At 68.0% G+C, this 23,142-nt stretch carries 20 protein-coding genes; 14 read left to right on the top strand and 6 right to left on the bottom strand.

Annotated features, from left to right (window positions below):
* The first annotated feature begins 54 nt into the window (after nucleotides 1-54).
* A complete protein-coding gene (locus tag A5694_RS21470; protein ID WP_064924322.1) occupies nucleotides 55-273 on the top strand; it encodes a type II toxin-antitoxin system CcdA family antitoxin in 219 nt (72 codons plus the stop codon).
* Nucleotides 270-683: a type II toxin-antitoxin system VapC family toxin gene (locus A5694_RS21465; RefSeq protein ID WP_064924321.1), complete on the top strand. Its 414-nt coding sequence runs from the start codon at nucleotides 270-272 to the stop codon at nucleotides 681-683. The genes A5694_RS21470 and A5694_RS21465 overlap by 4 nt, the downstream gene beginning before the upstream one ends.
* A 24-nt stretch (nucleotides 684-707) precedes the next feature.
* Here A5694_RS21465 and A5694_RS24820 read toward each other — a convergent pair whose 3' ends face one another.
* The 3 genes from A5694_RS24820 to A5694_RS22920 form a co-directional block, all read right to left on the bottom strand.
* Nucleotides 708-1,403 carry a hypothetical protein gene (locus A5694_RS24820; protein WP_234786507.1) on the bottom strand — a complete coding sequence of 232 codons (696 nt, stop codon included), beginning with the start codon at nucleotides 1,401-1,403 and terminating at the stop codon, nucleotides 708-710.
* Nucleotides 1,404-1,931: 528 nt separating this feature from the next.
* The gene (locus tag A5694_RS21455) at nucleotides 1,932-2,297 is read right to left on the bottom strand and encodes a hypothetical protein (protein WP_064924320.1); all 366 of its coding nucleotides are present in this window, start codon (nucleotides 2,295-2,297) and stop codon (nucleotides 1,932-1,934) included.
* 92 nt (nucleotides 2,298-2,389) lie between these two features.
* Nucleotides 2,390-3,460, bottom strand: coding sequence for a DUF4226 domain-containing protein (locus A5694_RS22920; protein WP_234786508.1), 1,071 nt, complete (start codon nucleotides 3,458-3,460; stop codon nucleotides 2,390-2,392).
* Nucleotides 3,461-3,582: 122 nt separating this feature from the next.
* Here A5694_RS22920 and eccB point away from each other — a divergent pair, with 122 nt between their 5' ends.
* From eccB to eccA, 12 genes are all read left to right on the top strand, one after another.
* Nucleotides 3,583-5,082 (top strand): type VII secretion protein EccB, encoded by a 1,500-nt coding sequence (gene eccB / locus A5694_RS21445; RefSeq protein WP_064924319.1) that lies wholly within the window; start codon nucleotides 3,583-3,585, stop codon nucleotides 5,080-5,082.
* A 3-nt stretch (nucleotides 5,083-5,085) separates the two neighbouring features.
* Nucleotides 5,086-9,297: a type VII secretion protein EccCa gene (gene eccCa, locus A5694_RS21440; RefSeq protein ID WP_064924318.1), complete on the top strand. Its 4,212-nt coding sequence runs from the start codon at nucleotides 5,086-5,088 to the stop codon at nucleotides 9,295-9,297.
* Between the two features lie 103 nt (nucleotides 9,298-9,400).
* The gene (locus A5694_RS21435; protein WP_064924317.1) at nucleotides 9,401-9,703 is read left to right on the top strand and encodes a PE domain-containing protein; all 303 of its coding nucleotides are present in this window, start codon (nucleotides 9,401-9,403) and stop codon (nucleotides 9,701-9,703) included.
* 3 nt (nucleotides 9,704-9,706) lie between these two features.
* Nucleotides 9,707-10,897, top strand: coding sequence for a PPE domain-containing protein (locus A5694_RS21430; protein WP_064924316.1), 1,191 nt, complete (start codon nucleotides 9,707-9,709; stop codon nucleotides 10,895-10,897).
* Nucleotides 10,898-11,011: 114 nt separating this feature from the next.
* On the top strand, nucleotides 11,012-11,329 hold the full coding sequence (locus A5694_RS21425; protein WP_064924315.1) for a WXG100 family type VII secretion target: 318 nt from the start codon (nucleotides 11,012-11,014) through the stop codon (nucleotides 11,327-11,329).
* 41 nt (nucleotides 11,330-11,370) lie between these two features.
* Nucleotides 11,371-11,655: a WXG100 family type VII secretion target gene (locus tag A5694_RS21420; protein WP_064924314.1), complete on the top strand. Its 285-nt coding sequence runs from the start codon at nucleotides 11,371-11,373 to the stop codon at nucleotides 11,653-11,655.
* Nucleotides 11,656-11,796: 141 nt separating this feature from the next.
* Nucleotides 11,797-12,645, top strand: coding sequence for an ESX secretion-associated protein EspG (locus A5694_RS21415; RefSeq protein WP_064924313.1), 849 nt, complete (start codon nucleotides 11,797-11,799; stop codon nucleotides 12,643-12,645).
* A gap of 94 nt (nucleotides 12,646-12,739) precedes the next feature.
* Entirely contained in the window at nucleotides 12,740-13,756 is a 1,017-nt protein-coding gene (locus A5694_RS21410; protein WP_109535787.1) for a MinD/ParA family ATP-binding protein, read from the top strand.
* Between the two features lie 6 nt (nucleotides 13,757-13,762).
* Complete coding sequence (eccD, locus tag A5694_RS21405) at nucleotides 13,763-15,361, top strand: type VII secretion integral membrane protein EccD (protein ID WP_082952793.1); 1,599 nt, start codon at nucleotides 13,763-13,765, stop codon at nucleotides 15,359-15,361.
* A complete protein-coding gene (gene mycP, locus A5694_RS21400; RefSeq protein WP_064924311.1) occupies nucleotides 15,346-17,028 on the top strand; it encodes a type VII secretion-associated serine protease mycosin in 1,683 nt (560 codons plus the stop codon). Before eccD ends, mycP begins: the two co-directional genes overlap by 16 nt.
* Nucleotides 17,025-18,584, top strand: a complete 1,560-nt coding sequence (gene eccE / locus A5694_RS21395) for a type VII secretion protein EccE (protein WP_064924310.1) — start codon at nucleotides 17,025-17,027, stop codon at nucleotides 18,582-18,584. Before mycP ends, eccE begins: the two co-directional genes overlap by 4 nt.
* A gap of 102 nt (nucleotides 18,585-18,686) precedes the next feature.
* A complete protein-coding gene (eccA, locus tag A5694_RS21390) occupies nucleotides 18,687-20,498 on the top strand; it encodes a type VII secretion AAA-ATPase EccA (protein WP_064924309.1) in 1,812 nt (603 codons plus the stop codon).
* 7 nt (nucleotides 20,499-20,505) lie between these two features.
* On the opposite strand, the gene A5694_RS21385 is transcribed toward eccA, so the two are convergent.
* From A5694_RS21385 to A5694_RS21375, 3 genes are all read right to left on the bottom strand, one after another.
* Complete coding sequence (locus A5694_RS21385; protein WP_064924308.1) at nucleotides 20,506-20,823, bottom strand: DUF2710 family protein; 318 nt, start codon at nucleotides 20,821-20,823, stop codon at nucleotides 20,506-20,508.
* Between the two features lie 49 nt (nucleotides 20,824-20,872).
* Nucleotides 20,873-22,504 carry a DUF5631 domain-containing protein gene (locus A5694_RS21380; protein ID WP_064924307.1) on the bottom strand — a complete coding sequence of 544 codons (1,632 nt, stop codon included), beginning with the start codon at nucleotides 22,502-22,504 and terminating at the stop codon, nucleotides 20,873-20,875.
* A 300-nt stretch (nucleotides 22,505-22,804) separates the two neighbouring features.
* On the bottom strand, nucleotides 22,805-23,083 hold the full coding sequence (locus tag A5694_RS21375) for a DUF2694 family protein (protein WP_064924306.1): 279 nt from the start codon (nucleotides 23,081-23,083) through the stop codon (nucleotides 22,805-22,807).
* Between the last annotated feature and the right edge of the window lie 59 nt (nucleotides 23,084-23,142).

Genomic DNA, 23,142 nt, shown 5'->3' with positions numbered 1-23,142 from the left:
TGGCTCAGCTCGTGTCATGCATCGCCGCGCGATTATGTGTGTATATTTGTGTGTATGGCCCGATTGAACGTGTACGTTCCAGACGACTTGGCGGAGCGAGCCAGGATGCGGGGTCTTAACGTTTCGGCGCTGACCCAGGCCGCGATCAGCGCCGAGTTGGAGAATTCTGCAACCGACACCTGGCTGGAGGGGTTGGAGTCCAGGAGCACTGACGCTCGACACGATGATGTGCTGGATGCACTCGACGCCGCCCGCGATGAGTTCGGAGCGTGAGGACGTCCCCCGCTTCACGACCAGAGCAGGTGGTCATCGACGCCAGTGCCATGGTGGATCTGCTTGCCCGAACCCCGGATCGGTTCTCGGCGGTGACTGCGCGACTGGCTGGCACCGTGATGCACGCGCCAGCACACTTCGACGCCGAGGTGCTGTCGGCGCTGGGGCGCATGCATCGCGCTGGTTTACTCGCCGCTGCGCAGGTGGAGGCGGCGCTGGATGAGCTCGGTCGAGCACCAGTGACTCGACACGAAGTCTCGTCGTTGCTCGCTGGAGCGTGGGCGCGGCGCGAGATTCTGCGCCTCACCGATGCCCTCTACGTCGAACTAGCCGACACCGCAGGACTGGTGTTGCTCACCACGGACCAGCGGTTGGCACGTGCTTGGCCTGCGGCCGAGGCCGTCGGCTGACACCAATGCGACTGCGTCGACGCTTCACCTGTCTACGACGAGCTCTGCGTTCTGTCGCGTGAGGAACGGGCCGATCAAGTCGACGACGACCCAGTGCCGCGCCTCCTCGATGCCGGTGATGATTCCAAGGTTCTGGGTGGATCCATCTACGTGTGCCGTCACGGGAGCGCCGACTAGCGCCTCGCCGATCGGCGTGGCCGCATTGTCCGCGGCGACGACGACCCGGTGGATGCCGGCCGGGAAGTTTCGCAATTCCGGCGTAGCGGCGGGATCGAGTAGATGCCCGGCGGCAACACGCCCGTCCAAACCGGTCCAGGCTGCCAGAGCCCGGCTGTCCTCTACCGCGTCGGCCGTCTGAACGGCCCCAGCTAGCGGTGGCTCGTCGTTGATTGTGGCATCGACGGGCAGAACCCAATCATCGCGCCCGGAACTGAACACCGCGAACGGAGATATCGGCATCGTCCACGACTTACCGGCCACGCTCGGGCTCGCGTCGCCGGAAGTCAGGTACGTGATCTCGCCAATCTTCGTCTGAGTCGGAGCCGACCCAGCGGCTTCGACCTTCATGATGGCGACCGGTGCGTTCTGGTCACCGCGAGCACATTGGGCAGCGGTCACAAACCCGGAGAGTCGCCTTCCCGGGTCGTTCGCGTGCGGGAAATGCACGTAAAACCCGGCCGTGCACACCGTCGTCGTTCCGTCACCCACCAGTACCTGCATCCCAGGATGCAATCGTGATACTGGACCGGGGACCACGGCCGCGTCGTTTACAGGAGGTGGCAACGGATTAGCCGATCGCGTTGCAACTGCGGACGACTGCCCGGTCCAAATCCGCAACTGCCCGTCGGTGACCCGGGCGCCGAACGCAGGCCGCAACGACGGCGCGAACGGTGCACTGGGGGATGTCAGCCCTGTTCGGGCCGACAGTCGAGCCAACAACATCATGCCCAACAGGAGGATCGGATCGCGCGGGCGGGGCGATCATTGACGGCTTTTCTTGGCCGGATCGGGAGTGCAGGTCGTCAGGAAGGCCTTGCCATCCTGAGCGTCCGCCTCGGTCGGGTTGAGCCAACTCGGCCTTGCTGGGACTGAAGTAGAGTGCCACACGCGTGATGCCGGTGCTGCTCTCGCGCCCGTGCCGCGTCGGCGAATGCCCCCGTCACGTCCGGCATAGCGCAGAAACTACTCGTATCGCCGTCACCGCGTCACCGCCAGCGGCTGGTTCCTATACCGGTGGAACGGCGAAAATCACCCTCCAGCTGATGGCAACGTCAACTGCAGAAACCCCGCACCCCACGGTTGCAGCATCACATCGACGGGCCAACTCACGCGATGGTCCTGCCCCCGCAGGTAGTCGCCGCTGACACCGACGGCCTTGACGGGCTTCCCATGGTTCTCGAAGACCAACAGGCTGGCTTTGGATTGAAAGAAGTTCGATCGGATCACCGGTGCGCCGACGGTTTTCTCGATGAAATCCCGCTCGGTGTATTCATGAAACAGATGCACCTCATCCCAGGGCCACGAGGTGAAGTCACTCAGTCTGCCCGACTTACCTTGATGCAGAAGGCTTTCTAAGCCGTTGTTGAGTCGTTGATCGTTGTAGTCGATGTCCATCGATTTCCTAGTGAACTCACAACTCGTCAACCAGAAGCACAGCAGTAACAGACTGAGCGCAGTGCGTATCGGCGTTGCCTTGATCGCCACGGTCAGTATCCTCCTGCTGATGTTCCGTAGCCGCCGGGTTGGCCCGGATCGTAGACCCCGCCGGGCCCGGCACCGGTCGGCGTGGGCGCCTGGCCCGGCAGCGTCGCGTTCGTCGTCGTGCCTGCCTCGCCCCAGGCAACGGTGTGGCTCCAGGCCAGCTTGTCGCCGCTGGGCGCAATCACGACCGTGTCGCCCCTGTCCACAGCCTGCTGCACCAGGTCGGCAAGCTGCGCCGGAGTGGCGCGCGGGTTAGCTGCTGCGATTTCGCGTCCGACTTCGTTGTTGTACAGATCCATCGCCTCGGCGGCGGCGGGGTTGTTGGGCAGTCGTTCGTGCGCGGTCGCGAAGTCGCGGGTCCAGTCCTCGCCGAATCGTTGCGTCATCAGGGCATTCCAGTATGCGTGTCGGAAGGCGTCGGTGTGGTTGTCGGCGGTGTCGTTGGCCCCATTCTGGGGCGGGAAACGCACCTTGGCTTCGGTTGCGGCGGCTTCCTTGATTTGGTTCAGATCTCGCAGCGCAAACGGTGAGAGGTCCTCGAGCATGCGCGCCTCCCCCGCGGTCACGTGCACGGGGTCGGTGGCCAAACTGAGTGGCCACGGCGGCTCCCAATCGAGTTCGCCATCCGGGTCCTCCGACACCTGGTACGTCTTCAAGATCTGCTCAAGCGGGTCGACGGGCGGCGGACCGTGTTGAGGGAAATCGGCCGATTGGATAGTTCGGTCCCCACGAAGCGGATAGCGCCCGGTCAATGCCTGCACCTGCGCCGCCCGCTGCTGGCTGTCAGCGGCGGCGTCGGCAACGATCTTGTGGATCTCGCGGGTTTTGCCGGCCAGGTATGTCTGAAACGCTCGGGCGCCGGCCGGAGTGTCCAGCCCCGGCCAAGAGGCGGCGGCTTGCTGGATCTCGACTTCCAGCGCATCGAGGCGCTGCCGCGACTGCAGGTTGAACTGGTGAGCGCCGCGCAGGACCGACTCGAAGCCCCGGTCGAGCTCCACCGACGTCGCCAACCGCCGCACCAACTGCTCTTCGCGCGCCCGTGCCGCATCGGCGAATGCGCCCAACACCTCCGGCATGGCGCAAAAACTACGCCCATCGGCCTCACCAAGTCATCGGAAGTGACTGGTTCCCGCTGGCTGACGCCAGTATTGTCGTCGCGGTGCGGTTGTCGCGCCTGCGTCAAAGGAGCAGCTAGATCATGCCGCTGAGTCTGTCGAACCGGGACCAGAACTCCGGTCACCTGTTCTACAACCGCCGGTTGCGCGCGGCCACCACCAAATTCTCGGTGCGGATGAAGCACGACGACCGCAAGCAGACCGCCGCGATCGTGCTGTCCATCGTGTTGATCTTCATCGGCATGGGCTGGATGCTGCTGCTGAACGTGCTGCGGCCGGCCGGAATCGTGCGGACCTCGGCGATCGTCGGTGACCGCGACTCGGGCGCGATCTACGCCCGCATCAACGGCCGGCTGTATCCGGCGCTCAACATGACCTCGGCACGGCTCGCGGTCGGCAACGCCGAGCTTCCCACCTGGGTCAAGCCCGCGGAGATCGCCAAATACCCGACCGGCCCGATGATCGGCATCCCCGGCGCGCCGGCGGCGTTGATCGCCAGCACCGGCGCTCCGTCGGCGTGGGCGGTCTGCGACACCGCGGGCTCACCGCGGCGGGCCGAACACCCGGTAGTGACCGCGATCGCGGGCACCTTGAGCCGCGCCGGCCGGGCCGCACCACTGGCCCCCGACGCCGCGGTGCTGACCCGTTTCCAGGGCGGCACCTACGTCATCTGGGGCGGCAAGCGTTCGCAGATCGATCCGGCGGACCGGGCGATCACGTTGAGCCTGGGTATCGACCCGGGAACGACTGTCCCCGTCGAGATGTCGCGGGCGCTGTTCGACGCGCTGCCCAGCACCGAACCCCTGCGGGTTCCGGCGATCCCGTTGGCCGGGACACCATCGCACTGGGTGCCCGGCTCCCGGGTGGGCACCGTCCTGGAGACCCGGACCGCCGGCGGCGGCTCCCAGTTTTACGTGCTGCTGCCCGATGGGGTGCAGAAGATCACCAGCTTCGTGGCCGATCTGATCCGCAGCGCCAACTCGTTCGGCTCGGTGGCGCCGCCGGTGCTCAGCCCCGACAAACTGGTCAACATCCCCGAAGTCGGCACGCTGCCGGTCGAGTACTACCCGAACAGCCGGTTGAAGTTCGTCGACACCGCCGCCGACCCGACGACGTGCGTGGGCTGGGAGAAGGCCTCCGGTGATCGCCAGGCCCGGATCACGGTGTTCAACGGCCGCGGCTTGCCGGTGTCACCGGCTATGGACAACCGGATCGTGCACCTGGTGCGCGACGACCGCACGCCCGGATCGGTGGTGGCCAACCAGGTGCTCGTGCTGCCGGGCGCGACCAACTTCGTGACGTCGACCAGCGCACTGCTTGAGTCCGATTCACGTGAAACCTTGTTTTGGGTGTCCCCCAACGGGGTTCGGTTCGGCATCGCCGCCGAGGACGAGACGCTGCGCGGGCTCGGATTGGACCCGGCCTCGGCGCAGCAGGCACCCTGGCCACTGCTGCGCACCTTTGCGGCCGGCCCGGAATTGTCTCGGCATGCCGCCCTGCTGGCCCGCGACACGCTTCCGTCCACCGGCGCGGTGATGCCGGTGGCGCCCAATAATCAGCAGGCCATGCCGGGAGGGCACTGACCGATGTCGAAACGAGCCTTCGTGCCGGCGCGCCTTCAGGTTCCCGAACCCAAGCCGGTGCGCGTCGCGCCGCGAGCGCCCGATGCGCTGCCGGAACGTGAACCGCGCAACCTGTGGGTGATGATCGGTCTTCCCGCCCTGGTGGTCGCGCTGATCGGCACCATCGTGATGCTGTATGTCTCCGGGGTGCGCAGCCTCGGGTCGGGCATGTTCCCGATGGTCGGCATGGCCGGGCTGGGCATGCTGATGTTCTCCGGGCGGTTCGGGCGGGCGCGCAAGATCAGCTGGGGCGAGCAGGAGAAGAACCGGCGCAGCTACCTGCGGTCACTCGATGCCGAACGCGACGAGATTCAGAAGGCGGTCTGCGCCCAACGCAGCGCCCAGGAAATGGTGCATTCCAACCCCCAGGGGCTAGGCGCCGTCATCGGCGGCCCGCAGATGTGGGAACGCCGCCGCTCCGACCCGGACTTCCTCGACGTCCGGCTGGGCGTCGGTGTGCAACACGCGCCGGACTCGGTGCTGTCGGTGCAGTGGCCGGAGATCCCGGTCGACGAGGAACTCGAGCCGGTCACCGGCCAGGCGCTGCGCGACTTCATCCTGGAACAGCGCAAGATCCGCGACATCGCCAAAGTGGTCAACCTGCGCTCGCGCCCGGGGTTCAGCTTCGTCGGCGAGGACCTCGACCGGGTCCGCTCCCTGCTGCGCTCCGTGCTCAGTGCGCTGGCGGTGTTCCACAATCCGCTCGACGTCAAGTTGATGGTGGTGACCCGCCACCCTGAGCTGTGGTCGTGGATGGTGTGGTTGCCGCATAACCAGCACGACGAGCTGTTCGACGCCTGCGGATGGCGCCGGCTGGTCTTCACCACGCCCGCTGAGCTGGAGTCGACGCTCGGCGCCGATTTGCACATGAAGGGCAAGCGCGGCGCGTGGCGGCCGCCGTCGGCGCCGAGCCCGACGACCATGGGCTCGGCATTGGAGACCGGCGGTGACGGGCACGATCTCGGGCCGCACTGGGTGATTGTCGACGACAACACCGGCAGCCCCGAGGCGTGGGAGAGCGTGGTCGGACGCGTCGGCAAGGAGGGCATCACGGTATTGCGGGTGGCCTCCCGGCTCGGCACCGGCGTCGGGTTCGCCCGCGACGAGATCTTCGAGGTCCTCGACCATCCGTCCCGGCACAATCGCACCGACGAGCCCTCCGCAGCCCACCGCCGGAACGGCCGCGGCGCCGAGCCGTCCCCGCCGCCGATGTTGCGCGCCGGCGGCAAGTTCTTCGCGCACGCCGACCAGCTGTCGGTGCCACGCGCATACCGCTACGCCCGCGCGATGGCGCGCTGGACGCCGACGGCGAGCGTCGACGTCACCGACTCGGGCAGCGGCGCGCTGGAACTGCTGCGCGCGCTGGGAATCGACGACGCGCGCGAGCTGAACGTGGACCGGCTCTGGGCCGAGCGGCGCAGCCGCGGCGACGAGCGGTGGGCCGAGATCCCGGTCGGGGCCAAACCCAACGGCGAGTTGCAGAACATCGTGCTGCGCGCAAAAGACTTCGGCGGCTTCGGCTTCCACTCGGTCGTGATCGGCACCAGCGGTTCGGGTAAGTCGGAGTTCTTCTTGTCGCTGGTGTACGGCATCGCGCTGACCCACTCGCCAGAGACCTTCAACGTCATCTTCGTCGACATGAAGTTCGAGTCCGCCGCCCAAGACATCCTCGGCATCCCGCACGTGTCAGCGGCGCTGTCCAACCTCGGCAAGGACGATCGTCATCTCGCCGAGCGGATGCGGCGAGCCATCGACGGCGAGATCGCCCGGCGCTACCGGCTGTTCAACTCCGTCGGCGCGCGCGACGCCAACGACTATGAGGAGATCCGGCTGGCCGGACGCGACCTGGAGCCGGTGCCGATCCTGCTGGTGGTGATCGACGAATACCTGGAACTGTTCGCCAACCACGGCAAGTGGATCGACCTGATCATCCACATCGGCCAGGAAGGCCGCGGCGCCAACGTCTTCTTCATGCTCGGTGGCCAGCGCCTGGACTTGTCGTCGTTGCAGAAAGTCAAGTCCAACATCGCCTTCCGCGTCGCGCTGCGCGCCGAGTCCGGTGACGACAGCCGCGAGGTGATTGGCTCGGACGCCGCGTACCACCTGCCGTCGAAGGAGAACGGCTTCGGACTGCTCAAGGTTGGTCCGCGGGATCTGGAACCCTTCCGCTGCTTCTACCTGTCGGCACCGTTCATCGTGCCCAAACGCAAGGCATCGACAGCCAAGACCCTCGATATGACGTTGACAAAACCCCGCCTCTACACCTGGCAGTACCAGCCACTGGACGAGGCGGACGCCCAAGCGCTGCAGGACATGTCGGCCACCGACGCCGAACCGGACGAGTTCCTGCTGCACGCCGACGGCTTCAAGAAGAAGAAGATCGTCGACGTGCTGCGCGAGTCGCTCATCGCCGCCGACCGCAAGGCACCCCACCTGCCGTGGCTGCCTCCGCTGGAGGTCTCCGAGCCGGTCGACTCGCTGGTTGCGCTGTACCGGGGCAAATCCTGGGACGTCGACTACGGGCGCAACCCGGGCCTGGTCTGGCCACTGGCCATCAAGGACATCCCCGAGGACGCCCAACAGCTGGTGCACTGCGTCGACGTGCTGCGCAGCAACGTCATGGTGGTCGGTGCCAAGAGCCGCGGCAAGACAACGACGCTGATGACGCTGATGTGTTCGGCGGCGCTGATGTACACCCCGGCCCGGCTGACGTTCTTCTGCGTCGGCGGCGCCACCCTGGGCTACGCCGAGACCTTGCCGCACGTGGCCGACATCGTCTCCCCGGCCGACCGCGAGGGCGTAGAACGCACCGTAGCGACGATGGCCGCGCTGGTCAGCGCCCGCCAGGACACCTTCCGGCGGGACAAGATCGACATCAACGAGTTCCGGGAGCGGCGGTTCGGATCCGGCGCCGACGGCCTTGGCGGCACCGACCCGAACGACCCGTACGGGGACGTGTTCCTGGTCATCGATGACTTCTCCGACCTCTACGCCGCCGACACCGTCCTCGGCGACCGGATCATCGCGCTCAGCGGTGTCGGCCCCGAATACGGCGTGCACCTGATGACCAGCGCCTCCGGCTGGATCCACGGCCAACGCCAGACATTGCTGCAGAACTCCGACGTCCGTATCCAGCTGCGGCTGCAGAACCCGGGTGAGAACGAGATGGGCACCGCCTCGCTGGACGCGCGCGACGCCGCCAAACGCACCGTCAACCGGCCCGGCTTCGGGCTCACCGAATCCCTGCACGAGATGCTCGTCGGGATGCCGGAGCTGGCAGGCGAGGACGGTTCCCGGATCGGGACCCGCGAACTGGGCACCCGGGTCGCCGAGGTCGCCGGCGTGACCAAGCACGCCACCCTCAAGCGGCTCCCACCGGCAGTGGCGCTGTCGGAGGTGCTGGCCTACGACGTCGCCCAGCGTCCGCCCGCCCAGACCGCGCCGTCGATCGCGTTCATGATCGGTGAGCAGCACGACCTGCTGCCGGTCCCGCTGGAGCTGTCCGAACACCCCGGCATGATGATCCTGGGCCGTGCGCTGTGCGGCAAGAGCGCCACCCTGGCAGCGGTCGGCGAAGCCGTGATGGCACGCTTCGGCCCCGAACAAGCGCAGATCACGATCATCGACCCCAAGACCGGGCCGCTGCGTGACCTGCAGGGCCCGGGTTACGTCAACGCCTACGCCTACGACCAGGACGAGATCGACGAGGTGCTGACCACGCTGGCCCAGCAGGTGCTACTGCCCCGGCTGCCCGCCAAGGGCCTGAGCCAAGAGGAGCTGCGGGCACTCAAGCCCTGGGAGGGCCCGCGCCACTTCATCCTGATCGACGATGTCCAAGATCTGCGCCCGGCACAGATCCACCCGGCCAAACCTCCAGTGGGCGCCGCACTGTGGAAGCTGATGGAACGCGGACGCCAGGTCGGCTTACACGTCTTCGCCACCCGAAACTCGTCGAACTTCGGCCAGCTGGAGATGGACCCCTGGGTGAAGACGCAGCGCAGCGCCAAGGTGCCGACGCTGTTCATGGACAACGACCCGCAGAACAAGGTCAGCCGGAACGTGCGCGCGCAAGCGCTGCCCGCCGGCCGCGGTTTGCTGGTCATCGACGACTCCAGCGTGGAGGGCGTGCTGGTCGGCGTGCCGTCGTCGATGATCCACAATTTCGAGCAACAATAGCCTTTTTTTGCCTGGGTGAAGTGACGAGTACCGCACCTTCGGTTTAGGATCTAGTCCGACCTGCCAGCGTCGGCACATCAGCGATGAGGTATCGGGAGGAAACATGTTCTCTGTGGAACCGGAAGCTGTCCTGGCATCATCCGGTGTCGAGGCGGCGATCACCGCGGAGACCGCCGCGGCCGCCTCCTCTGCCAGCCCGGCGCTGCTCGGCGTACTGCCCATGGGCAACGACCCGGACTCGATCGCGTTCCAGGCGGCCCTGCTGGCCGCCGGCACCGAATACCTCGGCATCGTCGCCGAGCACTCGGCCCAGCGCGGCTTGTTCTCCGGAGCCCAGGCGACCGCGGCCGGCGTCTACAGCGCCACCGAGGCGTTGCGGGCAGCCACCGCTGCGCTCGGCGGTTAGCCGATGGCCGACCCGGGGTGGGCAGCCCGTCCGCCGGAGGTCAACGACACACTGATCAAGACGGGCATGGGTGTCGCCACCATGCTGGCCAACGGGGCCGCTTGGACGGCGCTGGGCGCAGCCCACCATGCTTCTGGAATCGCCTCCGCGGTCAACACCGCGCTGACGTCGGTCGGATGGATCGGCGCCGGGTCGGCGGGTTCGGCGCTCAACGCGACTCTGCTGAACGTCGCCCTGCACGGCCTGGCCGGCTGGGTGGATATGAAGGCGCCGATCGTCGCGGCGGCGGTCGAGGCCTACCAGTTGGCCTTCGGAAGCATGCGCACCGCCCAAGAGTGCGAAGAGAACCGGATCGAGACCGCCACCGACTACGGCATCAACCCGTTGGTGCTCGGGGCGCTGACACCGCGCATCACCTCGCTTGAATTCGAATACTTCGGGTTGTTCTGGCCCAACAACGCCGCGGTGGGCGCCTCCTACGGGGCCACGCTGACCGCCTTGGCGTCCAGCCTGACCGTTCCCGCGCCGGTCGCCGGAATGGGTGCCTCGCCCGCCGCTCCCGCGGCAGCGGCCAGCGCCGTCGGCGAAGCGACCTCGCAGGTGGCGGCCGGCGGCGCCATGCGCGCCGCCTACACCGGCACCTCGATGGCGAGCAACGCGACCGGGCAGGGCGCGTCGGCGGCCCAAGGCATGAGCGGGCAGATGAGCTCCCTGCTCGGCCCGGTCCAGCAGGTCGGCTCGTCGCTGATGCAGGCGCCGCAGATGCTGACTCAGGTCCCGCAGACCATGATGGGCCCGATGCAGTCGATGATGGGCATGTTCATGAACCCGAGCATGTTCGGTGGCGCACTCAATTCCGTCGGGGCCGGCGGCGTTCCCGCCACCGCGATGTTGTCCAGCGCGACGGCCGCCCCCGGGGTGGGCGTCGGCGGTGGCGGTGTCGGTGGTGCCGGGGCACCGGTGTCGGCGTTCACCCGGCCGGTCAGCGCCTTCGAGTCCGGCGGCGGTCGCCCAGTGGGGCTACGGCCCAGTGGTGCTCTTGGTGCCGTGGAATCGCAGCGGGTGACGACGACCAGCGGCGGCGGGATGGGTGGAATGCCGATCGGACACGCCGCCGGAGCCGGCGCAAAGGGCCAGGGTGACCGTTCCTCCGAGCGGACCAACACCGTGCGAGTGGTTGATGACCGGGTGTGAGCTGGGCGTTCGCCGTCCACAGGGTGAATCGACACATTCCAGAGAAGCTCATACACTACCGCAAGGCACATCCCGCCGAACCCGGGGGGTTGTTTTACAACCAAGGAGGAATCGATGGCAGCCATTGTCGTCACGCCGGAACTGATGCGGAACACCGCGTCGAAGTTGTCGCAGCACATCGAACACGCCCAGGCGATCGCCAACCAGTACCTGGCTGACCACGAGAACATCCTGGGTGCCGGGACGTGGGACGGCGCGGGCTCCAAGGCCTCGTTTGCCACCGCCGCCCAGATCCATGAGGACATGCAAAAAGTCCTTATCGGCGGCACCCGCCTGACCGAGGGCCTCAACCAGGCCGCTGCCCTGATGGAATCCCACGAGTCCCACTCGGAGCACGCCTTCCACTCGCTGTTCGGCGGACAGTCCGCCTGAGCCCTCTTTGACCCCCCGTACTCGAAAGGACACCGATTCCAATGGATGGCATTACCTATAACCCCGGCCCCGTCGCCGACCAGGCGCACAGCGTGATCACCAGTGCCGGCACCCTCGATCAGATCCACGCTGACGCCCACCAGCTCACCCAGATGCTGACCGAGTACTTCGCCGGCCACGGCGCCACCGGCTTCTTCGAAGCCCAGGCACAGATGCTTTCGGGCCTGCAGGGCCTGATCGAGACCATCGGCCAGCACGGTTCGACCATCAGCTCCGTGCTGGAAGGGGCCATGCAGACCGACCAGACGATCAGCAGCCTCTTCTGACCACCACCGCGGGGCGCCGGATGTGCGTGCCCCGAGCGGTGTGGCGACAAAGCAGCGACGAGGTGGGGTGTCTGCGCGACCGGCGCAGGTGCCCCACTTCGCGCGTTGAACCGACACATCACCGGCAAGGCGAGGAGTGACGTGCTGACGACGAGCCTCGACGGGCTGTGGGTGCTGCAGGCGGTGACAGGGATTGAAACGCTCTGCCCGGAGCTGGGCCTGCGGCCGCTGCTGCCCCGGTTGGACACCGCCGAACGGGCCTTGCGCCATCCGATCGCCGAGGAGCTGACCGACATCGGCGCCCTGGACGACCAGGGCGAGGTGGATCCGATGATCCGGGAGTGGCTGACCGTGGTCATGCGCCGCGACGTCGCGCTGCTGCTGCAGCTGAACTTCCCCGGACGCCCCTACGGCGACCCGCAGCACATGACCCGGGTGTCGATCAGCCGGTTCGCCTCCTGGTGGGTCGTTTTGGAGCGGCACGACCAGGAGGTACGGCTGTACCCGGCCGGCACCGCGACCGATGAGGCCGCCGCGGGGGATCTGGTCGTCGGCCAGATCGAGCGGCTCTGCGGGGTCACCGACGCCGCTCCGCTGCGGCCGGTCACCCTGGACACCAAGGAGCTGCTCGAGCAGGTGCGGGACCCCGACAGCCTCCGCAGGTACCTGGCGGCTCAGCGGCTCGACATCGACCAGCAGCAGCTGGTGATGATGGCCGCCGACCCGGAGGTGTCCGGGCAGGCCAATATCGTCGCCCTCCAGACCGGTGCCGGGCCGGAGGAATTGGCCCGAATGGCCATTGGCGACACCGCGGTAATGATCTCCGATACTCCGGCAGGCCGGGTCTGCGTGGAGAACATCGACAACGGCGGCCGGCGCTACCAGATCGTCTCGCCCGGGACCCGCGCGGATGTCGCCAATGCGATCCTGCGGCTCATCCGCCGTCTTCCGGCCGGCGCGGAGTGGCATTCACACCGGCGGGTTGTGTAACAGTGAATTCAGCTGGCCGCCATTATCATGTATTACTGCCGGTAGTTAGAAACGCTGTAAACAAGGTATCGGCGACCGTGTTAACATCACGCACGTGACGAGCCCATGGAATAGCCCCAATATGCCTGACGAAGGCGCATCCGGGCGGCGGGATCCGGCAACCGGCCACCGCTACCGGGATTCCGTATCGGACTCCATGCGCATTTCCGACCTGGCGACACCACGCAAGATTCCGCCGGGCTCAGGCTGGCGCAAACTGGTGTATTTGGCGTCGGCAAAGGTGATTAATCCTGGTGAATCCCCCCGGGAACGTCATTACCGCGACCTGCGGAACAGAATTCGGCGGCACATCCGTCGGCAATATGTGATCACACTGGTGTCCGGAAAAGGCGGCACCGGCGTGACGACCATGGCCGCCTCCATCGGCAGCGTCTTCCGTGAATGCCGGCCGGAAAATGTGATCGCCATTGACGCCGTGCCCGGCTTCGGGACGCTGTCGGACCGCATCGATGAGCACCCGCCAGGTGACTACTCGGCCGTTCTCAGCGACACCGATGTACAGGGATATTCCGATATCCGCGAACACCTCGGGCAAAATGCCGTCGGCTTGGATGTGCTGGCCGGCAACCGCACCTCGGACCAGCTTCGCCCGCTCGTCCCGGCCATGTTCAGCGGGGTGTTGTCGCGGCTCCGCCGGACCCACAACGTCATCATCGTCGACACCGCCTCAGACTTGGAACACCCGGTGATGAAGCCGGTGCTGGAGAACACCGACACGCTGGTCTTCGTCTCCGGTATCACCGCCGACCGGTCGCGGCCGGTGCTGCGGGCGGTCGACTATCTGGCCGCCCAGGGCTATCACGAGCTGGTGTCGCGGGCGACGGTGATCCTGAACCACTCCTCCCCCATCGAGGACAGCGCGGCGGTCGCCTATCTGACCGAGCGGTTCAGCAAAACCGGCGCCACCGTGGAAGTAATGCCCTACGACGCCCATCTGGCTAAAGGCGGCATCATCGACGTCCACAATGAGGTCAAGAAACGGACGCGGCTGCGGTTATTTGAAATAACCGCCGGCTTGGCCGATAAATACGTGCCGGACACTGAAAGGTAGTCCCGGGTGACTAATCCGACACCGGCTAAAGTCGCGTTTCCGGCACGCTGTGCGGTCAGCCTGGCCTACGACAAACACCTCGTGTCGCAGGTCTTCCCGGCCGGAATTCCGGTCGAGGAATTCTTCGAGGGCATGGTCGAACTGCTCGACGAGGATTTGAAGCATCACGGCTTTGACGGCGTCGCTCTGCCGCCGGGGAGTTACGAACTGCATAAAGTCAACGGGGTGCGGCTGGATATCACCCGCAGCCTCGACGACCTCGGTGTGCAGGACGGCGACACCCTGGTTCTGGTGCCGGTGGTCGGCGGTGACTCGTTCGAACCGCAATACGAGTCGCTGTCGAGTGCGTTGGCCGCAACGGCCCGCCGACTCGGCACGCAACCCGAGATTCAGTGCGCCGAGTGCGGACACAAAGCCGACGAGCAGACCGTCACCCGATTGCTCAATGTGCGGGTTGATCGGATGTTCGCACCGGTCACGGCGGTGACCGCGGCGCACACCGCGATCGGGCTGCTGGCAATGGCGGTCGTCGTGCTCTTCGCGCTGGCGGTGCGTGCCCGCACGTTCAGCGACAGTTGGCCACCCGCCGCGGTTTTGGCCGGTCTCGGCGGACTGCTGACCCTCGGTGCCGCGGTGGTCCGCCGGAACTGGCCCGCACGTGACGACCTGTTCAGCGGATTCGGCTGGCTGGCAGTGATGGCGCTCTCCGGCGCGGCGCTGTGCGCGGCCCCCGGGCCGTTGGGCGCACCCCACCTGTTGATCGGCGTGACGGTCCTGGCCATAGGCGCCATCGCACTCAGCGTTCTGTTGCGGTCGCAGACCGCGGTGGCCACCGCGGTCGTCACGGCAAGCGGGATCGGCGGGGCGGTGGCGTCGGTGCGGATGTGGCATCCGGTGTCCCCCCAGGTGATCGGCATCTGCATGCTGCTCGGCCTGCTGATGCTGGTGCGCATGTCACCGACGATCGCGCTGTGGGTCGCGCGGGTGCGGCCACCGTACTTCGGCTCGATCACCGGGCGGGATCTGTTCGCCCGTCGCGCCAACATGCCGATCGACACCGTCTCCCCCGTCGCCCCCGAGGACGGCGAGGACGACGAGGACGACTTGGTCGACATCTCGGCACGAGGGGCGGCGATCGCGGCGTCGGCACGGCTGATCAACGCGGTACAGGTCGGCATGTGCGTGGCGGTCGCAACGGCGCTGCCGATCGCGGTGTGGATGGTGCTGGCCCCGGGCTCGACCCACGAGCGCGGCGCGGTGGCACTGTGTGGGCTGGTCGCCGGACTGTTCATCACCCAGGGCCGTGGGTTCGCCGGCCGGGTGCAGGCGATCGCCCTGGTCGGCGGGGCGTGCGCAGCGGTGCTCGTCGGGATCACCAAGTACGCGCTGGCGGCCCCCGGTTACACCGCAGGCGGCTTTTTGTGGCCGGCCGCGGCTGTGGCGGTCTTCGCCGGGCTCGGTCTGGCCGCGGGTCTGCTGGTTCCGGAGACGAAATTCGTCCCCTGGATCCGGCTGGCCGTCGAATGGCTCGAAGTGCTGGCTTTCATCGTGGTGGGGGTGCTCGGCGCCTGGTTGGGAGGACTGTTCGTGTGGGTGCGCAACTGAGTCGGCTGCGCACCCGGGCCGGGGCACTGACGGCCGTGGTGCTGCTGGCGGGCCTCGCGGACATTCCTCCGATGGCCCGGGCGATCGAACCTCCCACGGTGGATCCTGCGCTCGCGCCCGCCGACGGGCCGCCCGGCCCCGACCAGCCGATGCGCCGCTCGAACTCCTGCAGCGTCCCGATCACGGTCAGCAACCCCGACGTGGCCCAGCTAGCGCCCGGCTTCGACATGCTCGGCATCGCCGCGGCGTGGCAGTACTCCACCGGCAACGGCGTACCGGTGGCGGTCATCGACACCGGGGTCACACCGAACCCGCGGTTGCCGGCCATCGCCGGCGGCGACTACATCATGGGGGGCGCCGAGGGCCTGGGCGGGCTGCAGGACTGCGACGCCCACGGCACGATCGCCGCATCGATCATCGCCGCGGCCCCGCTCGGGGTGCTGCCGATGCCCCGACCGATGCCGGAGGTCCCGGCCTTCCCAGCACCGGCCGGGCCGCCCCCCAGCATCGCCGAACCGCCGCCGCCCGCTGACATTCCGGGCCCTCCGGCGCCTCCGCCAGTTCCGACACCGGTGACCATCACCCAGGTCGCACCACCACCGCCGCCACCGCCACCCCCTCCTCCCGAGGAACCTGGCGTGGCACCGGCTTCGGGTCCGCCGGATCCGCAGACCGAGGAGGAACCCGCCGTGCCGCCGCCCCCGCCGGGCGCCCCGGACGGCGTCGTCGGGGTTGCGCCGCACGCGCGGATCATCTCGATCCGGCAGTCCTCCCGGGCGTTCGAGCCGGTCAACCCGCAACGGTTCAGCTACGACGACGAGCGGGTCAAGGCGGGCACGCTGGCCACCCTGGCCCGAGCCGTCGTCCATGCCGCCGACATGGGCGCCAAGGTCATCAACATCTCAGTGACCTCCTGTGTTCAGGTGGCGGCCGCGCTCGACCAGCGCGCCCTGGGCGCGGCGCTGTGGTACGCGTCGACGGTCAAGGACGCGGTGATCGTCACCGCCGCCGGCAATGTCGGCGAAGCCGGCTGCGCCAACAACCCGATGTACGACCCGCTGAACCCCAGCGACCCCCGGGATTGGAACCAGGTCAAGGTGATCTCCAGCCCGTCGTGGTTCTCCGACTACGTCTTGTCCGTCGGCGGGGTAGACGCCACCGGGGCACCGATCGACAAGAGCATGTCCGGGCCCTGGGTGGGCGTGGCCGCGCCCGCCACCCACATCATGGGGCTGTCGCCGCAGGGTGGGGGACCGGTCAACGCGTACCCGCCGGCCCGGGTGGGCGACAAGAACATGCCGTTCTGGGGCACCAGCTTCTCCGCGGCCTACGTCAGTGGCGTTGCCGCTCTGGTGCGGGCCAAATATCCCCAGCTCACCGCGCACCAAGTGATCAACCGGATCGTGCAGACCGCGCACAATCCGCCGGCGGGCGTGGACAACCGGGTGGGGTACGGGCTGGTCGACCCGGTGGCGGCGTTGACGTTCAACGTGCCGCCGGGTGAGCCGGTGGCGCCGGGGTCACAGAGCCGCGTCATCACGCCGGCGCCGCCGCCGCCACCGCCGGATCATCGCGCCCGGACCGTTGCCCTCGGGTTCCTCGGCGTGATCGCCGCCGCTGTGCTGACCGCCGCCGTCACCGCCCGGATCCGAAGGGCCCGCAAATGAGCCAGGACCAGGTGCGGCTCACCGGGTTCAGCGCCTCGAGCAACCGGCGGCTGCTGTGTGCCCTGGCCGTCGCCCTGTGCGGTCTGGCCGGCTGGGCGCTGGGCGGTCTGATCGGTGTCGCGGTCGCGCTACCGCTGGCGGTGCTGCTGGTGCTGGTGCCCTGGTGGGGCCAGCCGGCCTGGTCATGGGCGCTGCTGCGGCTGCGACGACGGCCGACGGCGGGCTGGGCCGAGCCGATCACGGTGGCCAACAACCGAGCCGGCGGCGGCGTCCGGATCTCCGACGGCGTGGCGGTAGTGGCAGTGCACCTGCTGGGCCGCGCCCACGCCGCCACCGTCGCCACCGGATCGGTGAACGTCGAGACCGACAATGTCATCGACGTCGCCGCCCTGCTGCCGATGCTGCGGCATGCGCTCGGGCTGGTGCTGGACTCGATGAGCGTGATCAGCATCGGGGCCCGCCGCGCCACCACCGGCGACTATCCGCGGGTCTACGACACCGAGATCGGCACACCGCCCTACGCCGGCCAACGCGAGACCTGGCTGCTGCTGCGGTTGCGGGTCATCGACAACACCGCCGCGCTGCGTTGGCGCACCACCCTGGGTGCCACCGCGGTGGGCGTCGCCCAGCGGATCGCCGGCCTGCTGCGCTGCGAGGGACTGCGCGCGCGGGTCGCCACGGCCAGTGATCTGGCCGAACTGGACCGCCGGCTCGGTGCTGCCTTGCTGCTGGCCGACGCCGAGCGCTGGAAGACGCTGCGCTCCGAGGGCGGCTGGGTGACGACCTACGCCTACCCGGCCGGCGCGATCAGCGCGCAACTACTGGCCCAAGTCTGGACCCTGCCCGTCGACGAGGTGGTCCAGAACATCACGATTTTCCCGGATGCCACGTGCACGGTCACCGTCACGCTGCAGACGCCGCAGCCGGCGCCCACTCCCCCGGCGGTGGTGCTGCGGCGGCTCAACGGCGAGCAGGCCGCCGCCGTCGAAGCCAACATGTGCGTTCCGCGGCCGCGGCTGCGGGGGCTGCGGCCGGGGCCGCTGCCCGAGAGCCTGCCCGTCGAGATCGGCCCCTCCGGCGTCCTGGTCGGAAAGCTGGCCAACGGCGATCGGCTGATGGTTCCGCTGACCGACTCCGGTGAGTTGAGCCGGGTGTTCATCGCCGCCGAAGACCTCATCGCGAAGCGGATCATCATCCGTGCCGCCGGGGCCGGGGAGCGGGTATGCGTACACACCCGGGACAAGGCGCGCTGGGCCAGCGTCCGGATGCCCGAAGTATCGCTGGTCAGCGAGTCCAGGCCGACGCCGCGTACCACGGTCAGCGTGGTCGACGGACCGATCGCCCCGTCACCGCGTCCGGCTACCGTCATCACGGTGGCACCGCCCGGTACGCCTCCCCCGCCGCCGGACGCGGTCGAGGTGTGCATCGAGCAGATCGACCGGACCGCGGTACGGGTTGCCGCGGCCGGAAAATCGTGGCTGGCTACGGTGGAGTTGTTCCGGGCGGAAAACCGGTACTGCAGCCCGGAGGCGCTGGCGCCGATGTCGTCACGATGACACCGCGCCGGATCGACAGACAGCCGGACAACCCGTACATGCGACAGAGGACGACAGACATTGAGTGACTTGCTGGCGGCCCGACGGCACTTCGACCGGGCCATGGTGAGCATGGACGGGCGGTACGGCTACCCCGACTCCTCCCCAGAAGCGCTCGCCGAGTTCGTGGCGGCAACCGAAGCCGATCCCTCAATGGCCGACGCCTGGCTGGGCCGCATCGCCTGCGGTGACACCGCACTGGACACGCTCAAGCGGCTGTACGCCAACAGCGACTGGCTGCACAAGGAGACCACCCGGCTGGGCCGTCACCTGGCCGCCCAGATCCCCTTGGGGCCGTATCTGTCGATCACGGTGACCGATGCCTCGCATGTCGGGTTGGCGTTGGCGTCGGCGCTGACGGTGGCCGGTGAATACGAGCGCGCCGACACCCTGTTGGCCGACAAGGGTCTGCTGGACAGTTGGATCAACCACCAGTGGCACCAACTGGCCCGTGCCTACCTGATGTTCGTCACGCAGCGGTGGCCGGATCTGCTGACCGTCGCCGCCGAGGAGCTGCCCGAACGGGCGATCGTCATGCCCGCGGTCACCGCGTCGATCTGCGCACTGGCCGCCTACGCGGCTGCGCACCTCGGGCAGGGCCGGGTGGCATTGGACTGGCTGGATCGGGTGGACATCGCCGGGCAGGCCCGCTCCTCCGAACGGTTCTCCGCCGGCGTGTTGACCGCGTCGATCAACCCCGGCGAAATCCCCTTGCTGGCCGCGGATCTGGCCTACGTACGCGGGATGGTGCACCGCCAGCTCGGTGAGGAGGACAAGGCGCAGGTCTGGTTGTCCAAGGCCGCCATCAACGGTGTGCTGACCGAGCCGGCCAAAGCCGCGCTGGCCGAGCCGAATCTGCGCCTGGTGGTCACCGAGGAACAGATCATCAACAGCCGCACCGACCGCTGGGATGCCGACACGGCGAAAAGCCGGGCCGAACTCGACGAAGACAACGCGCTGGACCGCCGCGCCGAGCTGCTCGCGCAAGGCCGCGCCGAGCTGGAGAAGCAGGTCGGGCTGGCCGAGGTGAAACGCGCGGTGAAGGCCCTGGAGGACCAGCTTGAGATCCGGGCCATGCGTCTGGAACACGGCCTGCCGGTGGAGGGCCAGACCAATCACATGCTGCTGGTCGGCCCGCCCGGCACCGGTAAGACCACCACCGCCGAGGCGCTGGGCAAGATCTACGCGGGAATGGGCATCGTCCGCAATCCGGAGATCACCGAGGTGCGCCGCTCGGATTTCTGTGGCGAGCACATCGGCTCGTCGGGCCCGAAGACCAACGAATTGATCGAAAAGGCTTTGGGCGGAATCCTTTTCATGGACGAGTTCTATTCGTTGGTGGAACGCCACCAGGACGGAACCCCGGACATGATCGGCATGGAGGCCGTCAACCAGCTGCTGATCGCGCTGGAGAAGCACCGCTTCGATTTCTGCTTCCTTGCCGCCGGATATGAGGACCAGGTCGACGAATTCCTGACCGTCAACCCCGGTCTGGCGAGCCGGTTCAACCGCAAGATCCGGTTCGAGTCCTACTCCCCCGAGGAGATCGTCGAGATCGGTGAGCGGTACGGCTCCAGCCGGGCCACCGAACTGAATCCGGAAGCGCGACAGCGGTTCCTGGACATGGCGACCACGATTCGCGCCTATGTCAGCCCGCGCGGCGAGCACGGCATCAACATCATGCATAACGGCCGGTTCGCCCGCAACGTGATCGAGGAAGCCGAACTGGCCCGCGACACCCGGGTGGCCGCTCAGAAGCGTGCCGGCCACGAGGTGACGGTCGAGGACCTCAAGACCATCACCGCCGCCGACATCGACACCGCGGTACGCGCCGTGTGCGACACCAAACGCGAGATGGCCGCGATCAGCTGGTAGGGCGCACTCAGACCGGGCCGGTACCGTACCTGGCCGCGAAATCGGACTCGGCCTCTTCACGCAGCGCGGTGAAGACGAGGTTGAGCCGATCCGCCAGTTCGCTGTTGGTGTAGTCGCTCACCACACACGGGTGCAGCGTCAATTCCAGCAGTCGACCGTCCGAATTCGCGACGGCGCGGACGTCTCCGAGATCGACGCTGTAGGTGGTGTTCTCGGCCTCGGCGACCAGAGCTTCCCATTTCTCGGCGGCTTCACGAAGGTCCCGCAATACGGCCTCAACGAGGTCCTTGTCGCTGAGTTCCGCGCGGCTGTCCGGCCCCGACATTGGCTAAGTATGTCGAGCCGGTATGAGTAGCGTCAATTCATCATCGCCGTTAGTTCTGCGGATCCCACTGGCCGGCTGGCGGTGCGCTGAGCGCCCTGAACCAGCTGTAGTGGTAATTGGCCGAGACCGTGTCGCCCGTGGCAATGCCTTCGGTGGCGGCCAGCAGCATGCAGTTCAGCACCACGGCGGTATCGGCGTCGGGATACTGCGCCAACAACTGGTAGCGCATGGTGTCCAGATGTACCCGGAGGAGGTCGATTTCGGCGTCGACCACACCGGTTCCGGCGGATCCGGCTTTCGCCAGGGTGTTCGCCATACGCGGCAACCCGTCACGCCAGTGGGTGGCGTCGCTGAGCTGCCAGCCCAGATCGTCGATGGGCGCCAGCTCGCGGGGCTGCACCGACGCGTCCGTCGCACCGAAGTCACTTGCCCAGCCGAGCCGGTCGCCAGGGCTGTAGGAGGCCGATTCTGTCGGGGTGCCCAGCATCGCGGTGGCGGTCCCGGCCCGCCGGCCCGGCTCCAGCAGCCGCACCCCAGCCGGTAGCTCGATCCCAGACGGGATCCACCCGTGGGCGATATCGGTGACCAGCAGCGTTGTTCCGTCGGCGAAGGTGCCGATGGCCCACCGCAGGGCGGGCTCCTGGCGGGCCACGAAGGCCAACAGGCGCTGCAACCGCTGCTCGCTGGACTCGGTGACCGCGGCGAGTGGGGGCGGGGGCGGGGGTGTCGGCGCCGCGGCCGGTTCAGGGGCCGGCTCGGGGGCCGCCGGAATGACAGCGGTCAGGTCTTCCTGTGCTTCGGCCAGCGGTAGCGCGACGGGTTCCGGGGCGACGAACGGCTCCTCGGCCCGAACGACCGGTTCGACCGGCGGCCCGGCGGGGCGGGCAACGGGCTCGGCGGGGAATGCGGCGGTCGGCGGCTCGTCCTCGACGCTGTCGATGACCAACGGATCCGGCCGGAACGGCGCGACGGCCGGGGCCGGTTCCACCACGTCGAACACCTCGGCGGCCTCGGGAACCGGCGGAGGGGGCGCCGGCGGCCCGGGCAGCACCTCCGGCACCGGCGGCGGGGGAGCCACTTCGGCCGGCGCCGGGGTCGGCGTACTCGGGGTCGGCAGATCGAGGGGGGGCTCGGCGACGTCCGGTTCGGGCATCCGGTGGCGCGCCCTTCCGGCGGGCCGGTTAGCGCTCTGCCGGGGCGGCTCGGGCGCGTCGAACTCCTCTGGTTCGGGCGGGCTCGGTGGACTTGGCGGTGCGGGCGGGACCTGTTCAACCGGCTCGACGGGCCGCGGTGCCGCATCAAGGCTGAGGTATTCGGTGCGGAACTCCAGAGCTTCCTTGTGAAGTTGCCGAACCGTCGACTCCACCCGCAGGACCGCGAATGCCCTGGCAACGTTGATGACCCTGGCCTCGGCGGTCTGTCGCGCCTGCCCGGTAAGGTCGGATCGGCGGATCGCGTGCAACTTCTCGTTCGCCGAGTGCGCAATGCGCTGTAGATCCGCGTTCAGGTAGTCGGCAAGCGGGGCGGTCTCCGGGGTGATCGTGGCCAATTCGGCCGGCCACAGACCGCCGAGCACCCAGGCACTACAGTCGACCGGAGCGCTGAAGGCCGGGATCGCCAGTGATTCCCGAGCCGCGCTCCGCAGGCGCTGGCGCGCCGACCGTCGACCGAAGATTGCCACCGCGCAAGCCTACCGTTGCCGCCGTGCCGCCCCGACGCTATTTCGTCGCCCCCGCGAACCCGCGGTGCACACCGGCAGCCGGTCATCCACAGCCGCTGCGCGCCGTGAATTGTCAGTCCCACAGCAGGTCGGTAGCGTGCAGACCATGGCCGATGTCGGGTCACCCGCAACAGGGTGTGCAGCGCAGCTGAGCGAAGTGCTCGCCCTGTTGGCCCGCGCCCGGAACCTGTTCGGGGACATGGTGGTTGATCCTCCCGCCGATATTGCACCCCGGGCCGATGCCGCCGGGCGCTGGGTGGTCTAACGTCCGATGCCGTCACCGGCCTGATGGCCGGCGTGCAGCTGGTGGTTCAGCAGGCGCTCGGTGGCCACCCGCAGCTCCTCGTTGGTCGGCACCGCTGCTGAAGGGACGTGCCCGCCCGTGACGATCTCGGCGCGGATCTCCAACGCCGCCTTGAGAAACGACACGTCCGCAGTCAAGATGATGGCCTCGGCCAACCGATGGGCGTCGGCCGACATGGCCGCCTCACTCAGCACCACGCTGTGCAGATAGCCGCCGCGGCAGGACCGGAACAGCACATCACCGACGGGCGCTGATGACTGAACCGAATCCGGCGTTCGATACCACCCATCCGAGC

The sequence above is a fragment of the Mycolicibacter sinensis genome, assembly GCF_001667945.1.
Taxonomy (GTDB): domain Bacteria; phylum Actinomycetota; class Actinomycetes; order Mycobacteriales; family Mycobacteriaceae; genus Mycobacterium; species Mycobacterium sinense_B.
Note: the sequence above shows the minus strand (reverse complement) of the source record. Positions and strands in the feature narration are given on the sequence as shown.

What these genes read in the sequence shown, in the direction of transcription:
- A5694_RS21435 (WP_064924317.1), top strand. Translation starts at nt 9,401, where the DNA reads ATGTTCTCTGTGGAACCGGAAGCTGTCCTGGCATCATCCGGTGTCGAG.
- A5694_RS21385 (WP_064924308.1), bottom strand. Translation starts at nt 20,823, where the DNA reads ATGTCGGGGCCGGACAGCCGCGCGGAACTCAGCGACAAGGACCTCGTT.
- A5694_RS21425 (WP_064924315.1), top strand. Translation starts at nt 11,012, where the DNA reads ATGGCAGCCATTGTCGTCACGCCGGAACTGATGCGGAACACCGCGTCG.
- eccE (WP_064924310.1), top strand. Translation starts at nt 17,025, where the DNA reads ATGAGCCAGGACCAGGTGCGGCTCACCGGGTTCAGCGCCTCGAGCAAC.
- A5694_RS21470 (WP_064924322.1), top strand. Translation starts at nt 55, where the DNA reads ATGGCCCGATTGAACGTGTACGTTCCAGACGACTTGGCGGAGCGAGCC.
- A5694_RS21430 (WP_064924316.1), top strand. Translation starts at nt 9,707, where the DNA reads ATGGCCGACCCGGGGTGGGCAGCCCGTCCGCCGGAGGTCAACGACACA.
- A5694_RS24820 (WP_234786507.1), bottom strand. Translation starts at nt 1,403, where the DNA reads ATGCAGGTACTGGTGGGTGACGGAACGACGACGGTGTGCACGGCCGGG.
- A5694_RS21420 (WP_064924314.1), top strand. Translation starts at nt 11,371, where the DNA reads ATGGATGGCATTACCTATAACCCCGGCCCCGTCGCCGACCAGGCGCAC.
- eccA (WP_064924309.1), top strand. Translation starts at nt 18,687, where the DNA reads ATGGTGAGCATGGACGGGCGGTACGGCTACCCCGACTCCTCCCCAGAA.
- eccCa (WP_064924318.1), top strand. Translation starts at nt 5,086, where the DNA reads ATGTCGAAACGAGCCTTCGTGCCGGCGCGCCTTCAGGTTCCCGAACCC.
- A5694_RS22920 (WP_234786508.1), bottom strand. Translation starts at nt 3,460, where the DNA reads ATGCCGGAGGTGTTGGGCGCATTCGCCGATGCGGCACGGGCGCGCGAA.
- eccB (WP_064924319.1), top strand. Translation starts at nt 3,583, where the DNA reads ATGCCGCTGAGTCTGTCGAACCGGGACCAGAACTCCGGTCACCTGTTC.
- A5694_RS21455 (WP_064924320.1), bottom strand. Translation starts at nt 2,297, where the DNA reads ATGGACATCGACTACAACGATCAACGACTCAACAACGGCTTAGAAAGC.